The organism is Microbacterium sp. KRD172 (assembly GCF_017168295.1).
Lineage (GTDB): Bacteria > Actinomycetota > Actinomycetes > Actinomycetales > Microbacteriaceae > Microbacterium > Microbacterium profundi.
The window spans coordinates 2,616,666-2,636,343 of record NZ_JABFAS010000002.1 but is presented as its reverse complement, the minus strand read 5'-3'; the positions used below and the strand labels follow the sequence as shown (position 1 = coordinate 2,636,343).

Below are 19,678 nucleotides of genomic sequence, written 5' to 3'. Positions count from 1 at the left end.
GCGCCTCAGACGGCTGCGCGCAGGCCCTCTACGAGAGGAGTCGTCGGTCGGCCGATGAGGCGCGCGAGCGTGCCGTCGGTGTCGCCGAGCGCGCCGCCGCGGATGCCGGCATCCAGGCCAGTCACGAAGCCGATCGTGCCCTCGTCGAGGCCGGCTGCAGCCAGCTGCGCGGTGTGCTCGTCGGTGGACAGCGCTCTGTACTCGACCGGGCGTCCGGCGACCTCGCCGATCGCTGCGGCCAGCTCAGAGAAGTCCCAGGCGGCGTCGCCGGCGAGTTCGTACACCTCGCCGATGTGGCCGTCTTCGAGCAGTACGACGGCCGCGGCGTCCGCGAAGTCGCGCCGGCTCGCAGACGCGACCTTGCCCTCGCCGACGCTCGCGGCGAGCACACCGGTCTCGGCGGCCTGCGCCGCGCTTCCGGCGTAGTTCTCCGTGTACCAGTTGTTGCGCAGGATCACGGCGGGGACGCCGGATGCGGCGATCAGTTCCTCGGTCGCCTTGTGCTCCGGGGCGAGGATCAGGTCGCTCGTCGTGGCCTTCGGGGCGCTCGTGTAGACGAGCTTGCTGACTCCGGCCGCCTTGGCCGCGTCGATGACGGCCTTGTGCTGCGGTGTGCGGCGGCCGACCTCGGAGCCCGAGATGAGCAGCACCGAGTCGACGCCGTCGAGCGCCGCGCTGACGGATGCCGTGTCGTCGTAGTCCAGCGCCACGACGCGGATGCCGCGATCGGCAAGATCCGCGGCCTTCGAGACGTCACGGGCGCCGGCGATGATCGTCTGCGGGTCGGTGCCGCGTGCGAGCAGGCTGTCGATCGTGAGGCGGCCGAGCTGTCCGGTCGCACCGGTGATGAGAATGGTCATGGGATTCCTTTCGAGGAGCGGTCTCCGATGACAACCCGTCACGGCTCATGACATTCCGATCCGGGGGTACCCACTTTGAAGTAAGGTACCCACATGAACGTCAGTTTTGCGCAGATAAAGGAATCCATTCCGAACGTCTTCGAAGACGGCTGCAGCACGAGAGTCGTTCTCGATCACATCATGAGCAAGTGGGGAGTGCTCGTGCTCTCCAGCCTGTCCGACGGCACGCGCCGCTGGGGAGAGCTGCGCCGCGAGGTCGACGGCATCAGCGAGAAGATGCTCGCCTCGACGCTGCGCACCCTCGCGAGCGACGGACTCGTGCATCGCGAGGCTTTTCCGTCGGTGCCTCCTCACGTCGAGTACAGCCTGACCCCGCTCGGGGTCGACCTCATGGAGCGCATGCTCCCGCTCGTCGCGTGGGTCGCCGACAACGCCGACGGGATGCTGGGGCGCCAAGGCGCCTGAGCAGAACAGGCAGCCTCAGCTGCGGATCAGATCGACTCCGGCGGCCGTGAACTGACGCAGCGTCGCATCGGGCAGGAACGCCCTGGTCAGTCCTCCGCCGATGCGCGCGAGGTCGCCTTCGTCGCGGTACAGCAGATAGATCGGCTCGTAGCGGGGATTGAACTTCTTCTTGAACTGGTGCAGCGAGCGGAATCCGTAGACCGGCTCCAGCATCCCGCCCATCCTCGACAGCAGCGATGCGATCCCGCCCTCGTCCACCGGCGATTCGTGCGCGAGCGGTGCGCCGGAGAGAGACAGGATCTCGGCGCCCTCCTCGGAGAACGCCTTCGCGGATGAACCGATCAGGAACTCCATCACCGCGCCGAAGCCGCCGTCGCGCCTGCGCATCAGGTCGAGCGTCCATCCGTCGATGCGTCCGCCCGCGCCGTACACCGGAAGCCAGCTGAGGAGCCCGTCGACGTCGCCCTCCGGAGAGATCGCGAGGGCGAGGCGCACCTCGGGGTCCTCGGCCTCGTGCAGTGTTCCGAGGGTGAAGCGCATCTCGGGCAGGCCCTTGTCGCCGACCCAGGACTCAGAGATCGCCTTCAGCTGCTGGCGGGTGCCCCAGCTGACCTCGGCGAGCCTGGTCAGACGGAACGTCATCCCCTCGCGCTCGGCCCGGCTGAACGACTGGCGCACGCGCGCCCACGCCTTGCCCTGGAAGGTGAGCCCGGCGAGGTCGATGATGGTGTCATCCGCGACGGTGAGCGCCTGCCACCCCTCGGGAAGATGCTCGCGTGTGCGCGCGGATGCGCTGAAGAAGCACGGTGTGACGGCGTGCTCCTCGGCCGCCGCGATGAACTCGCGCACGGAGTCGGCGTGCCCTTCCGGTGGTCCGAGCGGGTCGGCGAGTGCGATCGCCGCGCCGGAGCGCAGCTGGAACGGCACGATCCCGCCCGAAGACGTGCGCAGGTACTCCATGTTGTCCCACGTGGTCATCCACGACAGCGTCCCGCCGCCGTCCTTCTTGATGATCTGCTTCACCTCGTCGACGCTCACCGGAGTCCCGCCGAGACTGCGTGCTCGGCGCCACACGCGGAATGCCGCGCGGGTGACGATGAGGAAGATCAGATACGCCAGCCAGAGCACTCCGGCGGATGCTGTGACGTCGAGGTCACCCTGCACAGAGCCGGCGGCATCCTCCTCGATCGACAGCACGACCGCGACGCGCACCAGCACGGCGAGCAACCCGATGATGATGTTGATCGCCGCAAGGATGATCGCGATGATCCACGCCCAGCGACGCCCGCGCCACAGCCCCGCCGCGATCACGAGGATCACGGCGGTGTCGAACAGCACGTCAGGCAGCGCGGTCTCGAGCCAGAGGTCGGTCTCCCCGAACGGGCCGTTCGTCGGAATCAGCATCACGATGAGCTGGACCACGCCGAGGGCGACGACGATGCTCACCGCGAGCATCCGCTGCTCGTGCACTGTGGTGCGCTGCACACGGAGAGATCGGTCGACCGACAGCACGAGCAGGATGGCGAGTGCGTGCTCCACGTCAGCGAGGCTGCCGAGGTAGAGCAGGCATCATCGCCGCGAAGCCGAGCACGACGAACCACGCCCGTTGCCGCCACGGCGCGGCGAAGAGCCCGATCGCCGCGGCGATGCAGGCCATGGTGCCGCCGGATGCGCCGACGTCGAGAGTCTGCGCCAGCTGCTGTGCCCACGGCCACGGCAGCGCGCGCCCGCCGGTGAGCAGCAGGGCGGATCCGAGGATCGCGAACAGCTGCCCGAACCAGTAGTACAGCAGCGCGACCCGCCAGCCGCGGCGGTGCTCGAGGTACGCCATGCCCCAGAACCCGAGGATCGTCGGGATGTACACCCACGGTTGGATCACGAAGAACGTGCCGGTGATCGGCGTCCACCACCTGCCCTGCTCGAGTGCCGGCAGCCCGTAGGCGACGACGTCGAACAGGGGAGTGCCGGCGAGCGGTCGCCAGAGCCCTTGGCCGGCGATGCCGACGATGAGGATCACCGCGTTGCCTCGGCGTTGCTCATGCCTTCAACGTATCGACGTGCCGAGGTGCGGGGCATCGGTGTCGGGGTTCGCGTGCTGCCTTGGTGCGCGCGCGGGAGGTGGCGCTCGGTGCCGCGTCGGGCCGCGGGAAGCGGCAGGAAGCGACACCTGGCGCGGGTGGGAGAGGCCAGTCGGCGGGGTGCCCGCGCGCGGAGGTGTCGCTTCGTGCCGCTTCCCGCACCCCCACGCGGCATCAAGCGCCACCCCCCGCGCGGCGACACCCGGCGCGGGCGGGCGGGGTGCGGGAAGCGGCACGAAGCGACACCTCCGCGCGCGGCGACACCCGGCGCGGGCGGGCGGAGGGGCGCCACCCCGCCTACGCCGCCTCGAGGATCCCCGCCGTCACGCGGGCGCTGAAGTACAGGCTCTCCACCGGCACGCACTCGTCGGCCGAGTGGAACTGGCCGTACACGTCGAAGTCGTCCGGCACGCGAAGCGGCACGAACCCGTAGCCGTGCACGCCGAGGCGGGCGAAGTGCTTGTTGTCGGTGGATGCCGGCAGCAGATAGGGCACTACGACGCCGTCGGGGTCTTGCGAAGTGAGCGCCGCGGAGATGGCGTCGATGAACGGCCCGTCGATGGGCGACGCGATCGGATGCATCGACCGCAGGTTCTCGACCTCGACGGTCTCTCCGGCCAGACGTGCGACCTCGGTGAGCAGGTCGTCCTCGCCGCCGGGCAGCGCCCGGTAGTCGACGATCGCCTCGGCGCTGCCGGGGATGATGTTGCTCTTGTCGCCCGCACGCAGCACGGTCGGCGCCGCCGTGTTCCGCGCTGCGGCGGCGATTACGCGTCCGACGAATCCGAGATCTTCCAGCTCGGCATCCAGATTCTCGTCGCTGAACGTGACCCCGCGCGCCGCGCCGACGACAGAGAGAAATCGCGCCAGCGCCGGAGTGCGTACGACCGGGAACCGGTGCGCGCCGATGCGGGCGACCGCGCCGGCGAGCTGCGGCACCGGGTCGCTCGGCAGCGGCCGCGACGCATGCCCCGCTTCGCCGCGCGCGGTCAGCCTGAGTCCGCCGACGCCCTTCTCGGCCGTCGCGAGCAGGTAGGCGCGGCGTCCTTCGACGAGCGGCACCGAGAACCCGCCGACCTCGCTGATCGCCTCCGTCGCGCCGGCGAACAGCTCTGGCCGGTTGTCGACGAGCCACGACGCGCCCCACACGCCGCCGCTCTCCTCGTCGGCCAGGAAGGCGAAGATCAGATCGCGCCTGGGACGGATGCCGGAACGCGCGAAGTGCCGCGCCACCGCCAGGATCACTCCCGCATAGTTCTTCATGTCGACGGCGCCGCGGCCGTAGAGCAGGCCGTCTGCGATCTCGGCGCCGAACGGCGGGTGGGTCCAGTCCGCAGCATCCACCGGCACCACATCGAGGTGCGCGTGCACGATCAGCGCACCGGCATCCGGATCCGTCCCGCGAAGGCGGGCGACCACGCTCCCGCGACCGGGAACGGGCTCGACGAATGTCGTCTCGATGCCCAACTCTTCCAGCTGCGACTGCACGAACCGTGCCGCGCGCGTCTCGCCGTCGCCGATCGTCGCCAGGTCGCCGGTGTTGATGCTGTCGATGCGGATGAGGTCGCGGACGAAGCCGAGCGCCTCGTCCTCCAGAAGGGTTCGGGTCACGTGTCCAGGGTATGGCCGCGCGTTACGCGCCGTTACCGTCCGAATCGGTGATGCGCCAGGTGCGTGATTCACTCATTCCCGTGAACAACTCCCGTGCGAAGAACAAGATCCTTTCCGCTATCGGCGTGCTGGCAGCCGGCGCGCTGACCCTGTCGATGGCAGCGTGCGCGGGTGGTGGCGGCACTGGAGGCAGCGACACTGCCGATGGGGGAGCGGCCGACGAGACGAAGATCGTGCTGGGTGCGGATGACGGCACCGAAGCGCACTGGACGATCCTCAAGGACAAGCTGGCAGAAGAGGGCATCGACCTCGAGGTGCGCACCATCACCGACGCCGTGCAGCTGAACCAGGGTGTGCAGGACGGCGAGCTCGACGTGAACCTGTTCCAGCACCTCATCTTCCTCTCCGACTTCAACGTGAACAGCGGCGGCACTCTCGTGCCCATCGGCGCGACGGCCGTGTATCCGCTGGCGCTGTACTCCGAGCAGTACAAGAGCGTCGAGGACATCCCGGATGGCGCGACCGTTGCGCTGCCGAACAACCCCACGAACCTCGCTCGCGCCCTGCTGAACCTGCAGCGCGCCGGCCTGCTCGAGCTCAAGGACGGCGGCGACGCCTTCTCGACCGAGGCCGACATCACCTCGAGCACGATCAAGATCCTTCCGGTCGACTCGAACCAGACGGTCACCGCGCTCAAGGACGGCAGCGCCCAGGCCGCGATCGTCAACAACACGCAGGCCCAGAAGGGCGGGCTCGGCGACGACCTGATCATCTTCAAGGAAGACCTCGACAACCCCGAACTCGCGCCGTACATCAACGCGTTCGTCGTGAAGGACGAGAACAAGGACGACCCGCGCTGGGAGAAGCTCATCGAGGCGTACCGCTCGCCCGAGGTCGAAAAGGCCGTCACCGAGCTGAACCAGGGCAACCTGCAGTTCAAGGGCGACTGGACCGCCGCCGACCTCCAGAAGGAGCTCACCGGCCTCGAAGACAAGTTGCGCGCACAGCAGTGACCGGAATCATCTCGTTCGATCGGGTCTCCAAAGCGTTCCCCGGAACGCGGCGGGGGCCCGTCGTCGATGCCCTGGAAGAGGTCGACCTCGACGTCGAGCGGGGCTCGATCGTCGGCGTCATCGGATACTCGGGGGCGGGAAAGTCGACGCTCGTACGCCTGATCAACGGGCTGGAGAAGCCCACCGGTGGCAGCGTGAACGTGCTCGGCGTCGATGTCGGAAAGGCGTCTGAGACCGAGCTGCGGGGCCTGCGCGCACGTATCGGCATGATCTTCCAGCAGTTCAACCTCTTCAACTCCCGCACGGTGCGCGGCAACGTCGCGTACCCGTTGAAGGTCGCCGGCTGGAAGCGTGCGGACATCGAGCCTCGTGTCGCCGAACTGCTCGACTTCGTCGGCATCGGCGACAAGGCTTCGCGCTATCCTCGGGCGCTCTCGGGCGGGCAGAAGCAGCGGGTCGGCATCGCCCGCGCGATCGCCGCGAACCCCGAACTGCTGCTCGCGGATGAGGCCACCAGCGCCCTCGACCCGCAGACCACCGGCGAGGTGCTGGCACTGCTCAAGGAGATCAACCGTCGCCTCGGCATCACGATCGTCGTCATCACCCACCAGATCTCGGTCGTGCACGAGCTGTGCGATCAGGTCGTCGTGATGGACGGCGGGCGCGTGGTCGACAGCGGTGACACGTATCGCGTGTTCGCGCATCCGCGTGCGGAGCTCACTGAGCGGTTCGTCGCCGCCGTCACGCAGGGCGTTCCGTCCGGCGACACCCTGGACTCGCTGCTCGTCGGCGGCGGGACGCTCGTGAGCGTCGACGTCAACGAGTTCACGAGCGAGGACATCGACGAGGTGTTCGAGAAGCACGTCGTGCGCCGCGCGGTCGTGTTCGGCGGGGTCACGGACATCCGTGGTCGCCAGCTCGGCACCCTCACGTACCGTCTGCAGGCGGGGGCGGATGCTGTCGCCGAAGCCGTCGGGGAGTTGGCGGTGCGCACGAAGGTGGCGGTGCTGCGCGGTTCCGGCGCCACGGTTGCGGCATCCGGATCGGAAGACGTCTCATGACCGGCATCCATCCGCTCGCGAACTGGGATTCGCTGACGCCGGTACTGCTGCAGTCGATCCAGGAGACCGTCTACATGGTCGCCGTCACGCTCGTGATCGGCGGCGTCGCCGGGCTTCTGATCGGTGCGGTGCTCTATGCCACTCGGCCGGGCAACCTGTTCGGCAACAGGATCGTCTTCAATGTGATGAACCTCGTGATCAACGTCATCCGGCCGATCCCGTTCATCATCTTCCTCACCGCCGTCGGGCCTGTGACGAAGCTCGTCGCCGGGACGACGCTGGGCACCGAGGCGGCGATCGTGCCGATGACGATCATGGCCGCGGTCGTGATCGGGAGAGTGGTCGAGCAGAACCTCGTCGCCGTCGATCCCGGAGTCGTCGAGGCCGCGCTCGCGATCGGCGCGAAGCGACTGTCGATCCTGTTCGGCGTCGTGATCCCCGAGGCGCTCGCGCCACTGATCCTCGGCTACACGTTCATGTTCATCGCAGTGGTCGACATGTCGGCCATGGCGGGATACATCGGCGGCGGCGGACTCGGCAACTTCGCGATCATCTACGGCTACAACCAGTTCGATCAGCAGGCGACCTGGGTGACGGTCGCGATCATCATCGTGATCGTGCAGGTAGGGCAGATCTTCGGCAACTGGCTCGCCCAGCGCGTGCTGCGGCGGTAGGGACGGGTAGCCCTGCGGGTGCTGGTGCGGCGGCGGCGCGGGACGGCGGCTGTTGCGGCAAGGTGCGGCGAGGTGCGGCGAGGTGGCGCCTATGGCCGCTTCGCGGCGCGGGATGCGGCACTATGCGCCACCTCGCCCGGGGGCCCCTCCCAGGAGGTGGCTCTTTGAGTCGCTTGGCGGCGTCGGAGGCGGCACAAAGCGACACGGCCGCGGCGCCCGCGGCGGCCCCACGGCCGGGGCACTCGCGACCGCAGCCCGGCCATCCCGACGCTAGTCGACCGCAGCCGTGATCAGGATCGGGCGGTGGTCGCTGGATCGCTGCGGCAGGGTCTGGATGCTGTCGATGGCGAAGCCGTCCGACGTCGCGAAGTCGTAGTGCCCCTTGAACACGCGGTAGCGGGTGTAGGTGCGGTCGTCGCTGAGTGTGAGCGTGTACCCGTGGTCGCGGACCGTCTGGCCGAGGTTCTCCTTGAACACGGGGTAGTTGTAGTCGCCGACCATGAGCACAGGGATTCCGCGTCCCATCGACTCGAGCTCGGTGAGCGCGGCGCGGATCTGGTTGCGTCGCAGCGAGTTCAGCGCCGTGAGCGGAGCCGCATGGAAGGATGCCACGATCAGCTCGCGACCGTTGTCGATGTCCTGCAACCGAGCGCCCAGCACGCGTTCATGGGCGGGCTTCAGCACGCGGTCGTGCAGCGACTTCTTCAACCCGAACGTGCGCATCGCCAGCAGGCGGAACGTGTTCTTGCGGTAGTAGAGGGCCAGACCGAGGCGGTTGCCCTGGGTGGCGTCCGCCAACGCGAGCCCGCCGATCTCGTCGGGAAGCGCCTCGACGTCGCACTCCTGCAGGCACAGGATGTCAGGCTCGTGCTGGGCGATGAGCTCCGCGAGTTCGGTCGCCGCACGATGCTTGCGCAGGTTGTAAGAGATCACCTTCATCACCGCCAACGCTACTGCGTTCGCCTGCGCTCGGGGTATCGGATCAGCCTGAGTTCTCGCTGTCGCGCCGTGCCCGAGTCTGCTCGGCACGCACGGCGAGCAGGTCGTCGGCGGGGTAGCCAACCTCGGTCAGCGTGAGACCGCGTGCCGCGAGCACCTTGAACTCGCTCGTGCGCTCGAGCGCGTCGCGCAGCACGACGAGATCACTGACGTCGAGGCGCTGCTCTCCGACGGCAACGCACGCTCCGACGAGCGCCCGCACCATGCTGTGACAGAACGCGTCGGCCTTCACCTCGGCGATCAGCACGCCGTCTGCGTCGCGATGCCACCGATAATCGAGGAGCGTGCGGATCGTCGTCGCCCCCTCGCGGGGTTTGCAGTAGGCGGCGAAGTCATGCAGGCCGATCAGGGTCTGCGCCGCGGCATCCATCGCCAGGGTGTCGAGCTCACCGCGGATGCTGGTGGTGTCGAGCCGCCTGGCCGGATCATAGCCGGCGACCTCATCTGCGAGCCGGTAGCGGTACCGGCGCCAGACGGCGGAGAAGCGCGCGTCGAACCCCTCGGGTGCGGTCGATGAACGATGCACGGTGACGTCGGAGTAGGCGCCGAGCACGCCGCGAATGCGTCCGGCGATCGAGCCCGCCGGGTCGTGCGCGCTGCGCCCATGCCGGGTGACGATGCGCGACCACTGCTCGTCATCGAGGTCGACGTGCGCGACCTGGTCGGCGGCATGCACCCCGGCATCCGTTCGCCCGGCGACGACGAACTGCACGTCGGAGCCGACGATGCGCGCGAGTGCGGCCTCCAAAGTGCCCTGCACGGTGCGCAACCCTGGTTGCTTCGCCCACCCGCGGAACTGGGTGCCGTCATAGGCGATGTCAAGCCGTATTCGCACGATGGCCAGCTTAGACTGGAACCTTCGGCCGCGAGCCGAAACGCCTCCTCATCATGACGCTCCTTCACTCTGCTCCTCGACGTTTCGCGGGACTGGACGGTCTGCGCGCGGTGGCGGTCATCCTCGTGCTGGCGTACCACCTCTTTCCGTCATCGCCGGTGCGTTCGGGGTTCGTCGGTGTCGACGTGTTCTTCGTCATCAGCGGCTTCCTGATCACCTCCCTGCTGCTGCGTCCGTCGCGTCTCGGACCGCTCGGATCGCCACGTCGACTGATCGATTTCTGGCGGCGGCGCGCGCGCCGACTGCTGCCGGCGCTCGCCGTGGTGATCACGGTGTGCGCGACGGCGGCGTGGATGCTGGGCGGCGACGTGCTCGTCGGCATCGGGCGGCAGGTGCTGGGCGCCGCCACCTTCAGCTACAACTGGCTCGCCGTCGCCGATGGCAGCGACTACTTCGCGGCGACGGCGCCCGAACTGTTCCGCAACGTCTGGTCGCTCGCCGTCGAAGAGCAGTTCTACGTGCTCTGGCCGCTGCTGCTTCCGCTCGTGCTGCTTGTTCCAGGGCGGTGGACGCGCGTGGCGCTGATGGTGCTGGCCGCGGGTGGCTCGGTGTGGTGGATGGCGACGCTGGTCGCCGACGGCGACGTCACGCGTGCGTACTTCGGCACCGATTCGCACGCGTTCGGCCTGCTGCTCGGCATCGCGCTGGCGCTTGCGACGGTGAACATGCCGCAAAAGGCATGGATGCTGCGGCGCGGTGCGCAGGTCGGATCGCTGCTCCTCGGGCTCGTTGGGCTGGGCGCTGTGATGATCGCCGCGCTGTCGCCGGAGGATGCGGACGTCACCGGAGTGCTCGTGCTCGCATCCGTCGGGACGGCGCTCACGATCTTCGCCGGAACCTGGCCGGATTCGTGGCTCGGACGCGGTCTCGATGTCGCGCCGCTGCGCTGGATCGGAGAGCGCTCGTACGGCATCTATCTGTGGCATTGGCCGGTGCTCGTGCTGGCGCTGGTCGCCACGCAGAAGACCGGTCCGGAAGCCGGGGTGCCGGTATGGATCGGCGCTGTCGCGCTCGTGATCTCGGTCGGGGCAGCGGCACTGTCGTACCGGTTCGTGGAACAGCCGCTGCGTCGGTACGGGTTCCGGCGTACGTGGCGAGCTTTGCGCTCGCGCATCACGGGCCGTCCGATGGCGCGTCTGGCTGGAGCGACCGCGCTGGCTGTCGGCGCTGTCGCCGTGGGTGGAACGGCGGCGGCGATCGTCACCGCGCCTCCCGTCACTTCTGCCGCGGCGGCTATCGCGGCGGGGGAGCAGGCCATGAAGGATGCGGCGAACGCAGCGCCCGACGAATCCGACGAAGAACCGGAGCAGATCGACATCCCGGAGGGCACCGAGATCACAGCGGTCGGAGACTCGGTGATGCTCGCATCCGCTCCGTCGCTGTACGAGCAGTTCCCCGGGATCACGGTCGATGCCGCGGTCTCGCGCTCGATCTGGGCGGGGCCGGACATCCTCAATGACCTGGCTTCGAGGGGAGAGCTTCGCGAGAACGTGGTCATGGCGCTCGGCACGAACGGTCCGGTCGACTGGGGCGTGCTCGAGCAGATATCGCAGGCGGCGGGGAAGGACCGCAACCTGATCCTCGTCAATGCGCACGCGCCGCGCGACTGGATCCCCGGCGTGAACGCTGATCTCGAAGCCTTCGCCGACAGTCACCGCTCGGTGTGGGTCGCGGACTGGTCGGGCGCCATCGCACCCCGCACCGACCTGCTCGCCGGTGACGGCATCCACCCCGGCGAGGCCGGCGGCGACGTGTTCGCCGATTCGGTGGAGGCGGCACTTGAGCGTGTGGACAAGGACCGGATCCGCGCCGAGAAGGACTTCGAGAAGGCCCCGTCCGGGCGCGCACACCACGTTCCGTTCCCGGAATGAGGGTCGCGGTGGGCGCGATTCCCATTTCCGACGACAATGCCGTAGGCTATCCCTTTGGTACTCGACTGCAGAGTGCCGCGAACGTGAGCCCTCCACTGGCGTGTTCCGAGCAATAGCGAAGAACCACCCCGGAGTGGGATTCACGAACTCCTCCGTTCGAACAAGAAAGCAGCACTATTGTGACGCGCACATACACCCCGAAGGCCGGGCAGATCCAGCGTGACTGGGTCGTCATCGACGCCAACGACGTCGTTCTCGGTCGCCTCGCCTCGCACGCCGCAGCGCTCCTGCGCGGCAAGCACAAGGCCACCTTCGCCAACCACCTCGACTCGGGTGACTTCGTCATCATCATCAACGCCGACAAGGTCGCGATGACGGGCCAGAAGCTCGAGAAGAAGATGGCGTACCGCCACTCGGGCTACCCGGGCGGTCTCACGAAGGTCTCCTACGGGGAACTCCTCGAGAAGAACCCCATCCGCGCTGTCGAGAAGGCCGTCCGCGGCATGCTCCCCAAGAACAGCCTCGGTCGTCAGCAGCTGACCAAGCTCAAGGTGTACGTCGGTGCAGAGCACCCGCACGCCGCGCAGCAGCCCACGACGTACACCCTCGACCAGGTCGCCCAGTAAGCGCCGCTAAGACCCTTAAGGATATTCTCGTGGCTGATACTCAGGACACCACCGAAACCCCGCAGAACTACTCGACCTCCAGCCCGGAAACGGTCGAGACCGAGGCGGCCCCCCGTCCGGTTCTCAACGTTCCCGGCGCAGCCGTCGGACGTCGCAAGCAGGCCATCGCCCGCGTGCGTCTGGTCCCCGGCTCGGGCGTCATCACGGTCAACGGCCGTACTCTCGAGGACTACTTCCCCAACAAGCTGCACCAGCAGCTGATCACCGACCCGTTCACGGTGCTGAACCTCACGGGTGCGTACGACGTCATCGCGCGCATCTCCGGTGGCGGCGACTCGGGCCAGGCCGGCGCACTGCGTCTCGGCATCGCCCGTTCGCTGAACGGCATCGACGCGGAGAACAACCGCGCCACCCTCAAGAAGGCCGGCTTCCTCTCTCGTGACGCCCGCGTCATCGAGCGCAAGAAGGCTGGCCTGAAGAAGGCCCGCAAGGCGCCTCAGTACTCGAAGCGTTAAGCACGAGAGCCCGGATGCCGCTTTTCGGCACGGACGGCGTGCGAGGACTTGCCAACGGCATCCTCACCGCCGACCTCGCGCTCACCCTGGCCCAGGCGACAGCTGTCGTCCTGGGTCAGGGCCGCACCGCAGAGGCGCGCAAGGCCGAGGGCAAGCGACTGTCAGCAGTCGTCGCCCGCGACCCGCGCATCTCCGGTGAATTCCTCGTGGCCGCAGTCTCTGCAGGCCTCGCAGCATCCGGTGTCGACGTCCTCGACGCCGGTGTCATCCCCACTCCGGCCCTGGCGTTCCTCGTCGCCGATCACGATGCCGACTTCGGCGTCATGGTCTCGGCGTCGCACAACCCCGCGCCCGACAACGGGATCAAGATCTTCGCCCGCGGCGGCGTGAAGCTCCCCGACGAGGTCGAGCAGCGCATCGAAGCCGCGATGTCCGGCGAGAAGCTTCTGCCCACCGGCGCCTCCGTCGGTCGCATCGAGCGTTTCTCCGACGCGGAGGACCGCTACGCCCTGCACCTGCTGGGTTCGCTGCCGCACCGGCTCGACGGCATCCACGTCGTCCTCGACTGCGCGCACGGCGCAGCATCCGGTGTCTCGCCCGAGACGTTCAACGACGCCGGTGCGAAGGTGACCGTCATGGGCGCAGAGCCCGACGGCACCAACATCAACGACGGCGTCGGCTCGACGCATCTCGACAAGCTCGCTGAGGCCGTCGTGCGTCTCGGCGCAGACATCGGGATCGCCCACGACGGCGATGCCGACCGCTGCCTCGCAGTGGACGCCGACGGCAACATCATCGACGGCGACCAGATCATGGCCATCCTCGCGGTGGCGATGAAGGACCGAGGGCACCTCACCGACAACACGCTCGTCGCCACGGTCATGAGCAACCTCGGACTGCACAAGGCGATGAAGGAGAACGGCATCACCGTGCGCCAGACCGGCGTCGGCGACCGCTACGTGCTCGAGGACATGAACGCCGGCGGCTACGCGCTGGGCGGCGAGCAGTCCGGCCACGTGATCATGAGCGAGTTCGCGACGACCGGCGACGGCGTGCTGACCGGCCTGCACCTGGTCGCCGAGATGGCGCGCCAGAAGAAGACGATCGCGGAGCTCGCATCTGTCATGACCGTCTTCCCGCAGGTGCTCATCAATGTGCCAGACGTCGACAAGGATCGCTGCGCCGACGACGAGGGCGTGCAGGATGCTGTCGCCGCTGTCGAGGCGGAACTCGGTGACACCGGACGGGTGCTGCTGCGCAAGTCCGGCACGGAGCAGCTCGTTCGTGTGATGGTCGAGGCGGCGGATGCTGAATCCGCTCAGTCCTACGCACAGCGCCTCGCGGATGTCGTCAAGGAGCGCCTCGCGCTGTAGGTCTCGCGGCTCCCGCTTCGGCGGTTTCGCGGTGCGGCGGGTGGCGCTTCGTGTCGCCTCGCCGCGCTGCGGGCGACAACTCGGGCCACCTCGCGGCGCGGGATGCTGTGGCGGCGAGGGATGCTGTGGCGCCGACTGGCGGGTGGCGCTTCGTGTCGCCTCGTGGCACAGGATGCGGCGTGTTGCGCCACCCGCCGGCGCCGGCGTGGCTCGGCGGGTGGCGCGTTGTGTCGCCTACGGGCGGTGGATGCGGCCATTCGGACCACCTCCCGCCCGGATCCGCCGGACAAACTCCCGCTACAGCGCACCCCAGCGCCCGATCGGCCACACGATCGCGCCCGCCTTGCCGACGACCTCATCGCGCGTGGCCCAGCGCCAGCATGACTCGTCGGCATCCGGAACACCGCGGCACTGCGCAGCGGAGTCCGACGAGTTCGTGCGGTTGTCGCCGAGCATCAGGTACGAACCTTCAGGGACCGTCACCGCGGGGAAGCAGCGCATCGACGCGGGCTCCGTCGTGCAGTCGAGAACCCCAGTTTCGAACGGGAAATCCGAGCCCACATAGGGTTCGGAAAGCGCGACACCGTCGACGGTGATGGCTCCGGATGCTGTGCAGCACTCCACGACCTGCCCCGGCCCCGCGATCACCCGCTTGATGAGCGTGTGCGGACCCGACGGCCCGAAGCCCGTGACCTCGCCGACCCACCGGGCCGCTGCCTTCCACCACGGCTCGGAGCCGCTGGCGTGCGCGCCCCATGACTCGTCTGCGTCGAACACGATGATGTCCCCGGTCGCCGGCTCGGCCCCGACGTAGGCGAGCCGGTTGACCAGCACCCGGTCGCCGGGTTGCAGCGTCGACTCCATAGACGCCGACGGCACAAGATACGGTTTCGCGACGAACGTCAGCAGCAGTCCGACGACAACGAACGCGGCGATCAGGTGGAACCAGGTACTCCCGACGAGACGTCGCCAGATCGGCCGGGATGCGGAAGCGGCGGGAGCGTCGGTCGTCACAGCCCCCACGTTACCGGTGGTGCGCGCTTCGACCGGCTCAGCGAACGGATGCTGCCCAGCGAGCGACACGCACAAAGAGCGGATGCTGCGACTCGATGCCCCCGAGACGCGACGGGCGGCTTCGACAGACCCGGCGGTCGAGCGAACCTAGGGCGCAGCGCAGATCCGGTACAGCCCCCCGTCGACGAGCACCTCGGTGGCGCACTCCGCCCCGGTCAGCCTCGGTGCACCGGCCATCGCCTCGGCATCGAACAGTCCGACGTGCGCGCCAGTCATCACGACCGGAGCGACCGCAGCACCCCACGGCTCGGCCGCGAGCCATTCGACGTCGTTCTCCTCGACCCATTCCTTCAGCGGTGCGACGGCGGCGCGTTGCGTCTCGAGCGTGAGCCACGGCGGCTGTGTCGCAGCGACCGAGTGCAGGGCCGCCCCCGCGCCGAGCCCCAGAACGACAACCCCCACCGCAGCGACCGAGACGATACGCAGCGCAGGGCGGCGCAGCATCCGCTGGGCTCCCCACACCGCACCGGCGGCGAGGATCGGGAAGAACGCGAACACGCCGGGGGCCGGATGCCGCACCCACAGCGGCAGGTGCGACGCGGTCGCCCACCAGCCGACGAATGCGAGCGCGCCGACCGCCGCGGCGCCAAGATAAACGAGAACGTCGGAAGAAACAGACCCGCGCGAAACCCACAGCCCCCCGACGATCAGAACGATCGACAACGCGGCGACGACGAGCGCGACCCACACCGGCACCGACCACGACTCCGCGAGCGTCGTGAGCTTCTGCACCACGGTCGTCGGCTCGCCGGGTTGGCCGCCGCTGCGCACGAATCCGAGCAGTGCACGCAGGTGGTCGATGAACCCGCTGAATCCGAACGTGATCAGAGCGGCGAGTTCGAACAGGAACGTCGGCAGCGCCAGGAACACCAGCGGCACCCACGAGCGCCGCAAGAACGGGAGCACGCGCGCCCATCCCGTCCCCGGAGCGAGCAGGAACAGCGCCACGGCGAACGCGGGCAGCGCAAGAAGCACGATGAGCTTCGCCTGCACCGCGAGACCGACCAGCAGCCCCGCGAGCCACGCGCGCCGCGGCAGCACCACGAGCGCCCACACGAGCAGTGCAGCGGCGGGGATCTCACCGAGCAGATCAGCCGGCCCTTGAATCGGCGAGACCGTGGCCGACGTGGTGAACGCGAGTGGCACGGCCACGGCGACGAGGGCGGCCCAGCGTCCGCCGATGCGGCGCCCGAGCACCCAGAGCCCGGCGAGCAGCAGCGCCCAGTACGCGAGCGGCACCAGCCGCGCGCCGATGACCGGGTCGATGCCGGTCGCGAGCACAGCGGCGACCGGCAGCAGCACTGCGGGACCGGTCGAGATACGCACATCGAACAGGGTGATCGTCGACCCCGAGAGCGCACCGTCGCTCGCGTAGCCGAGACCGGCGAGCAGGTTGCGCGGCACGGTGAGATTGAACGCCTCATCCTCCCAGAACCGCCAGACGGTCAGGCTCTGCCACGCGACGAGCACGTGCCCGACCAGCAGCGCCGCGGCCAGCACCCAGAAGACGATGGAACGAGCTCTGATCATGTCAATCGTCAGAGATGGGGCGGCGGATGCTGCGCAGCGGCGCCGACGGACGCAGCGACAGCGTCCACACCTCCTGCAGCGCGGCGATCGCGAACTGGCGCAGACGCTTGGGCGGCAGACGCAGGTCGGCGGCGCGGCCCCACATGGTGCCACTCGTCGATTCGCCTCGGCGCGGGATGCTGGCCACGCGCACGTAGCGAACGATGAAGCCGCCACGTGCCTCGGCGAGCGAGAAGTGCACGTGCGGCACGCTCGCGTCGGTGGGCACGGCATCCACCAGAGTCTGCAGAGCAGACGGACGGTAGGCGCGCAGGGGAGTGTTGACGTCGGGAATGCGACGACCGGATGCTGCGGCGATCAGCAGCCCGACAGCCCCGGTGAGCACCTTGCGGTACCAGGGGTCGGTGCGTCCGTCGCGCACGCCGTGCACGACATCGGCGCCGGTGGATTCAGCCGCAGTGATGAGGCGCACGAAGTCGGCGCCGAGGAACTGTCCATCGCCGTCGACGTGCACGAGCAGATCGGGTTCGGAGGCGAGACCCGCGCGGTAGGCGGCCAGTGCGGTGGGGCCGTGGCCACGGTTGGCGGGCTGCGTCTGCACGTCGACGTCTGCCACGTCGTCGAAGACGGGGGCGGTGGCATCCGTCGAGCGGTCGTCGGCGATGACGAACGTGACGCGTGCGGCGAGCGGGGAGACGTGTTCGCGGATCTCGTCGATGAACCCGCGGATGCCCTCGGCTTCGTTGTATGCCGGCATGACGATGGCGAGATGGGAGAAGGTCAAATGAGGTTCCTCGGCGGGCGTGTGCGGCGAGAGTACGCGCACGAAGTAGCCTAGTCGAGTGAAGATCCCTGCCCGTCTGCGCCGCCTTGTGGGCGTGGGAAGCCGTTTCCTCGTGGTCGGTGCACTCATGTCGTCAGCGTCGCGCGGGCGTCCTGCGTGAGCAGATAGAGCGTCCGTCGCTCCTCTGGGAACGGCGTGAATCCGAACCGTTCGTAGAATCCCACGACCGTGTCGTTGATCGCGTGAACAAGGACGGCGTGGATACCGATGGTTTCGGCAGCCTCCAACGCCCGGCCTGTCGCATGCTGAAGCAGCGAGTAGCCCAGACCTCGACCTTTGAACTCTTCGTCGACAGCGAGTCGGCCGAGCAGGACGATCGGAATCGACGTGGGCATCCCTTTTGCAAGTTGTGGCGGGCCGTCTTCGCGCTCCAAGGAGCTCGAAGAGAGACAGTAGTAGCCGGCTACGCGCCCTTCTCTCGTGACGGAGACCATCGTTCGAGATGCTCCTGACTTCTCGTTTCCGCGGGCGCGTCCACGTAGCCAGACGTCCAGGCTCTCCTCTCCGGAGCGGAAGTCGGAGAGTTTGTCTCCCGCGGCAAGCGGCCGTGGGATCAGGAAATCAGTCAACGAAGACAGGCTTCCGAGTCATCAGTTCCCGCAACTCGCCGATCGCTCGAGGGGGCTCGTCCATGAGCCTGGAGAACGTGTCAAAGCGCGACGCCTCGATGCGGAGTTGCCGCTCGGCCTGTATCACTTCTTGAGCGCGCTCAACCAGCACGTCGGCCGAAAAGTCGGTGACAGTGCGTCCTTGGATTGCCGCAGCGGCCTCAATCGTCTGCTTCTGATCAGCAGTGACACGGAACTCCACGCGTGCGTCCTTCAATGGTGTACTACTAGCCATAGCTCCAGTGTACGGCAAATCGCCGGACAGTCGCGTCGGCTGTCGGCAGTTGCGAACTGGTCGTCGGCGACGAACGTGGCCTGTGCGGCGAGAGTACGCGCACGAAGTAGCCTAGTCGAGTGAAGATCCCTGCCCGTCTGCGCCGCCTTGTGGGCGTGGGAAGCCGTTTCCTCGTGGTCGGTGCGCTCAGCACCGTCATTGAGATCGCGGTGTTCAACCTGCTCGTGTTCGTGTGGGGCTGGGACCCGGTGCTCTCGAAGATCGTCGCGTCTCTCGTCGCCCTGGTCAACGCCTACATCGGCAACCGGGAGTGGACGTTCCGGCACCGCGACCGCCGCGGGCGCGTCTCGGAGCTCTTACTCTTTCTGGGCGTGAACCTCGCCTGCACGCTGCTGGGCGCCGCCCTCGTCTGGCTCGGTGTCGAAGCACTGACGGCGATCGTCGGGCACGCGACTGGCGCGTTGGCGTTGAACGTCGTGAACCTCGTCAGCATCGTGATCGTCGTGCTACTGCGGTTCGTGCTGTACCACAAGGTCGTTTTCCGGGGCGCGCCCGCCAACTGAGCGGGCGGGCGACTGGACCTGAGGAAAGAACTCGGCCCCACAGGGCAGCGCACCGGCGAACTACTGTAATGACAGCTAGACTGCTCACTAACAGCAATTGTGGTCACTACAGTAACCGCTAAGTGTCGAGGGGAGAGTGTTGTCATGGCTCAATCAGGCCCGGAGCGCGCGCGGCGTATGCGAGAGCTCGGAGAGAACCTCCGTGTGTGGCGCAAAGCACAACGTCTGACCGCCGAGATCGTTGCGCAGCGCGCCGGCATCACTCGCGGCACCCTGCGCAATATCGAGAACGGTGAAGGCAGTGTCCGCTTCGAGAACCTCTTCGCCGTGCTCGAAGTGCTGGGCCTGGAGCGTGGGGTGCTTGATGCCACCGACCCCTCCACATCCGTACGCGGCCGTGCTCTGCTCGAGGACGGACTTCCCGAGCGGGTAAGACTATGAAGCTCTGGGTCGATGTGCAGTTGCCGAGCGGAATCGTCGTGCCGGCCGGCACGATCGAAGACATCGGCGGTCGCGGCCGTGGTCGCGGCGGGGGCCGGGCGGGCACCGTTTCGTTCTCATACGCACCCAGCTACCTCGTCTCGCCCAGCGCGTATCCGCTCGCACCATCGCTCCCGCTCACACCGGGGACCTTCTCTCCTTCGGGCAGCAGAGCGATGCTCGCAGGCCTCGCCGACAGCCAGCCGGATCTGTGGGGGCGCCGATTGATCGATGCCTCCCGACGGCGGCGTGCACATCGGGCGGGCGCGGTCCCCTCCCGTGCGAGTGAGGTCGAGATCCTCG

Annotated in this window: 21 protein-coding genes and 1 pseudogene; 11 read left to right on the top strand and 11 right to left on the bottom strand. The window is 68.1% G+C overall.

Annotation, left to right across the window (positions count from 1 at the left end; all coding sequences use genetic code 11):
- Positions 1–5 precede the first annotated feature (5 nt).
- Positions 6–860 carry an SDR family oxidoreductase gene (locus tag J1M43_RS13025; protein ID WP_206476963.1) on the bottom strand — a complete coding sequence of 285 codons (855 nt, stop codon included), beginning with the start codon at positions 858–860 and terminating at the stop codon, positions 6–8.
- Positions 861–953: 93 nt separating this feature from the next.
- Between J1M43_RS13025 and J1M43_RS13020 the strand changes: the two genes are divergently transcribed.
- Complete coding sequence (locus J1M43_RS13020; RefSeq protein ID WP_206476962.1) at positions 954–1,325, top strand: helix-turn-helix domain-containing protein; 372 nt, start codon at positions 954–956, stop codon at positions 1,323–1,325.
- A gap of 15 nt (positions 1,326–1,340) precedes the next feature.
- On the opposite strand, the gene J1M43_RS17110 is transcribed toward J1M43_RS13020, so the two are convergent.
- The 3 genes from J1M43_RS17110 to J1M43_RS13010 all read right to left on the bottom strand — a co-directional run bounded on the left by J1M43_RS17110 (position 1,341) and on the right by J1M43_RS13010 (position 5,014).
- Positions 1,341–2,864 carry a DUF2156 domain-containing protein gene (locus J1M43_RS17110; protein WP_307823456.1) on the bottom strand — a complete coding sequence of 508 codons (1,524 nt, stop codon included), beginning with the start codon at positions 2,862–2,864 and terminating at the stop codon, positions 1,341–1,343.
- A 1-nt stretch (position 2,865) separates the two neighbouring features.
- Positions 2,866–3,342: a hypothetical protein gene (locus J1M43_RS16805; RefSeq protein WP_206494513.1), complete on the bottom strand. Its 477-nt coding sequence runs from the start codon at positions 3,340–3,342 to the stop codon at positions 2,866–2,868.
- Positions 3,343–3,700: 358 nt separating this feature from the next.
- Positions 3,701–5,014, bottom strand: coding sequence for a M20/M25/M40 family metallo-hydrolase (locus J1M43_RS13010; protein WP_206476961.1), 1,314 nt, complete (start codon positions 5,012–5,014; stop codon positions 3,701–3,703).
- A gap of 80 nt (positions 5,015–5,094) precedes the next feature.
- Between J1M43_RS13010 and J1M43_RS13005 the strand changes: the two genes are divergently transcribed.
- From J1M43_RS13005 to J1M43_RS12995, 3 genes are read left to right on the top strand one after another with little or no spacing between them, the layout of a single operon-like run.
- On the top strand, positions 5,095–6,027 hold the full coding sequence (locus J1M43_RS13005) for a MetQ/NlpA family ABC transporter substrate-binding protein (RefSeq protein ID WP_307823455.1): 933 nt from the start codon (positions 5,095–5,097) through the stop codon (positions 6,025–6,027).
- A complete protein-coding gene (locus tag J1M43_RS13000; protein ID WP_307823454.1) occupies positions 6,024–7,088 on the top strand; it encodes a methionine ABC transporter ATP-binding protein in 1,065 nt (354 codons plus the stop codon). Before J1M43_RS13005 ends, J1M43_RS13000 begins: the two co-directional genes overlap by 4 nt.
- On the top strand, positions 7,085–7,762 hold the full coding sequence (locus J1M43_RS12995; protein ID WP_206476960.1) for a methionine ABC transporter permease: 678 nt from the start codon (positions 7,085–7,087) through the stop codon (positions 7,760–7,762). Before J1M43_RS13000 ends, J1M43_RS12995 begins: the two co-directional genes overlap by 4 nt.
- Positions 7,763–8,032: 270 nt before the next feature.
- On the opposite strand, the gene J1M43_RS12990 is transcribed toward J1M43_RS12995, so the two are convergent.
- Both J1M43_RS12990 and truA read right to left on the bottom strand, forming a co-directional pair.
- On the bottom strand, positions 8,033–8,701 hold the full coding sequence (locus tag J1M43_RS12990; RefSeq protein ID WP_033105046.1) for an endonuclease/exonuclease/phosphatase family protein: 669 nt from the start codon (positions 8,699–8,701) through the stop codon (positions 8,033–8,035).
- 43 nt (positions 8,702–8,744) lie between these two features.
- The gene (truA, locus tag J1M43_RS12985) at positions 8,745–9,596 is read right to left on the bottom strand and encodes a tRNA pseudouridine(38-40) synthase TruA (RefSeq protein ID WP_033105045.1); all 852 of its coding nucleotides are present in this window, start codon (positions 9,594–9,596) and stop codon (positions 8,745–8,747) included.
- A gap of 53 nt (positions 9,597–9,649) precedes the next feature.
- Between truA and J1M43_RS12980 the strand changes: the two genes are divergently transcribed.
- From J1M43_RS12980 to glmM, 4 genes are all read left to right on the top strand, one after another.
- Positions 9,650–11,527, top strand: a complete 1,878-nt coding sequence (locus tag J1M43_RS12980; RefSeq protein WP_206476959.1) for an acyltransferase family protein — start codon at positions 9,650–9,652, stop codon at positions 11,525–11,527.
- Positions 11,528–11,706: 179 nt separating this feature from the next.
- Positions 11,707–12,153, top strand: a complete 447-nt coding sequence (rplM, locus tag J1M43_RS12975; RefSeq protein ID WP_206476958.1) for a 50S ribosomal protein L13 — start codon at positions 11,707–11,709, stop codon at positions 12,151–12,153.
- 29 nt (positions 12,154–12,182) lie between these two features.
- Positions 12,183–12,668 (top strand): 30S ribosomal protein S9, encoded by a 486-nt coding sequence (rpsI, locus tag J1M43_RS12970; protein ID WP_033105042.1) that lies wholly within the window; start codon positions 12,183–12,185, stop codon positions 12,666–12,668.
- Between the two features lie 14 nt (positions 12,669–12,682).
- A complete protein-coding gene (gene glmM, locus J1M43_RS12965; RefSeq protein ID WP_206476957.1) occupies positions 12,683–14,041 on the top strand; it encodes a phosphoglucosamine mutase in 1,359 nt (452 codons plus the stop codon).
- A gap of 297 nt (positions 14,042–14,338) precedes the next feature.
- Here glmM and lepB read toward each other — a convergent pair whose 3' ends face one another.
- The 5 genes from lepB to J1M43_RS12940 all read right to left on the bottom strand — a co-directional run bounded on the left by lepB (position 14,339) and on the right by J1M43_RS12940 (position 18,299).
- Positions 14,339–15,055 carry a signal peptidase I gene (gene lepB, locus J1M43_RS12960; protein ID WP_206476956.1) on the bottom strand — a complete coding sequence of 239 codons (717 nt, stop codon included), beginning with the start codon at positions 15,053–15,055 and terminating at the stop codon, positions 14,339–14,341.
- Between the two features lie 147 nt (positions 15,056–15,202).
- Positions 15,203–16,645 (bottom strand): hypothetical protein, encoded by a 1,443-nt coding sequence (locus tag J1M43_RS12955; protein ID WP_206476955.1) that lies wholly within the window; start codon positions 16,643–16,645, stop codon positions 15,203–15,205.
- 1 nt (position 16,646) lies between these two features.
- A complete protein-coding gene (locus tag J1M43_RS12950) occupies positions 16,647–17,429 on the bottom strand; it encodes a glycosyltransferase family 2 protein (protein ID WP_206476954.1) in 783 nt (260 codons plus the stop codon).
- Between the two features lie 125 nt (positions 17,430–17,554).
- A complete protein-coding gene (locus J1M43_RS12945) occupies positions 17,555–18,058 on the bottom strand; it encodes a GNAT family N-acetyltransferase (protein ID WP_033105017.1) in 504 nt (167 codons plus the stop codon).
- On the bottom strand, positions 18,051–18,299 hold the full coding sequence (locus J1M43_RS12940) for a DUF1778 domain-containing protein (RefSeq protein ID WP_234001896.1): 249 nt from the start codon (positions 18,297–18,299) through the stop codon (positions 18,051–18,053). Before J1M43_RS12940 ends, J1M43_RS12945 begins: the two co-directional genes overlap by 8 nt.
- 152 nt (positions 18,300–18,451) lie before the next feature.
- Here J1M43_RS12940 and J1M43_RS12935 point away from each other — a divergent pair, with 152 nt between their 5' ends.
- From J1M43_RS12935 to J1M43_RS17200, 3 genes and pseudogenes are all read left to right on the top strand, one after another.
- Entirely contained in the window at positions 18,452–18,895 is a 444-nt protein-coding gene (locus J1M43_RS12935) for a GtrA family protein (RefSeq protein WP_206476952.1), read from the top strand.
- A 144-nt stretch (positions 18,896–19,039) separates the two neighbouring features.
- Entirely contained in the window at positions 19,040–19,336 is a 297-nt protein-coding gene (locus tag J1M43_RS12930) for a helix-turn-helix domain-containing protein (RefSeq protein ID WP_206476951.1), read from the top strand.
- A pseudogene (locus J1M43_RS17200) lies at positions 19,333–19,677 on the top strand (HipA N-terminal domain-containing protein); the annotation flags it as partial. The gene J1M43_RS12930 and the pseudogene J1M43_RS17200, both read left to right, overlap by 4 nt.
- Position 19,678: the final 1 nt, after the last annotated feature.